This window comes from Mariniradius sediminis, assembly GCF_021491425.1.
In the GTDB taxonomy this organism is placed as follows: domain Bacteria; phylum Bacteroidota; class Bacteroidia; order Cytophagales; family Cyclobacteriaceae; genus Mariniradius; species Mariniradius saccharolyticus.
The window spans coordinates 1-1,038 of sequence record NZ_JAKEVZ010000048.1; the positions used below are offsets into that span (position 1 = coordinate 1).

A 1,038-nucleotide genomic window follows, 5' to 3' on the forward strand; every position below is an offset into this window, starting at 1 on the left:
GAGGTCAGACTAAAATCAGGTTAAATATGACAAAAACGGTTCGGGAATTCAAGCGGTACAGTATTGGCTTCAAGAAGCATGTGGTTGAGGAGTTGGAAAGTGGCAGTTCCTATTCCTATCTTCAAAAGAAGTATGGCATCAGGGGATCCGAGACGATCCAGAAGTGGGTTCGGTCGCTGGGCAGGGATCATTTGTTGAACAAAACGGTAAGGATAGAGACTGTGGACGAAAAGAGAAGACTCAGGGAACTGGAGGAAGAGAACAGGAAGCTCAAGGCGGCTTTGGCTGATTCGGTAGTGGCCAACCATATGCTGGAGACGCTGATCAAGGTGGCCAACGAGGAGTACGGCACCGATTTAAAAAAAAACTTTGGCAGCGGGCCGTCTCCCAAAGGGAAGGGCAGGTGAGCCTGAAATCGTGTTGCGCCTACTTTGGCCACAGCAGGTCGGCATATTACGAGTGGTCGGGAAGGAGGATCCGGGAGGGTACGGAACAAGGTCTGGTCCTTGACCTGATACGTGAACACCGGGCCATCCATCCCAGGATCGGGGTCAGGAAGTTGCACGCGATGATCGACCCCGATCTTGACAGGCTCGGCATCAGGATGGGCAGGGACAAGCTCTTTGATCTGATGCGTTCAGAAGGTTTGTTGGTGAAGCGGAAAAGGAGGTACATGGTTACTACCCAGTCCTTTGTGAGGTACAGCCAGTACGAAGACCTGTTCAACGGGAAGCCCTGGACATCTTCCGGCCAGGCCTGGGTTTCGGATATCACCTACATCCGCGTGGGCGGATCGTTCAGCTACCTTTTCCTCACCACGGACGCCTACAGCAGGAAGATCGTAGGCTGGCATCTGGGCGACACGCTGGAAACCAAATGGGCAGTGGAGGCACTGAAGATGGCTGTTGGGCAGTGTCCGGACCCCAAAGGCCTTGTCCACCACTCGGACAGGGGCTTCCAGTACTGCGGCAAGGCCTATGTCGCCATATTGAAGAAGGCCGGGATAAGGTCAAGCATGGGTGAAGCGGGCAACTGCTA

General features: G+C 53.9%; 2 protein-coding genes. Both read left to right on the plus strand.

The window, feature by feature from the left end:
* Window positions 1–26: 26 nt before the first annotated feature.
* On the plus strand, window positions 27–407 hold the full coding sequence (locus L0U89_RS20210; protein ID WP_234863184.1) for a hypothetical protein: 381 nt from the start codon (window positions 27–29) through the stop codon (window positions 405–407).
* Window positions 404–1,038: IS3 family transposase (locus L0U89_RS20215; protein ID WP_234863185.1), on the plus strand; the 635-nt coding region annotated here is incomplete at its 3' end. The genes L0U89_RS20210 and L0U89_RS20215, both read left to right, overlap by 4 nt.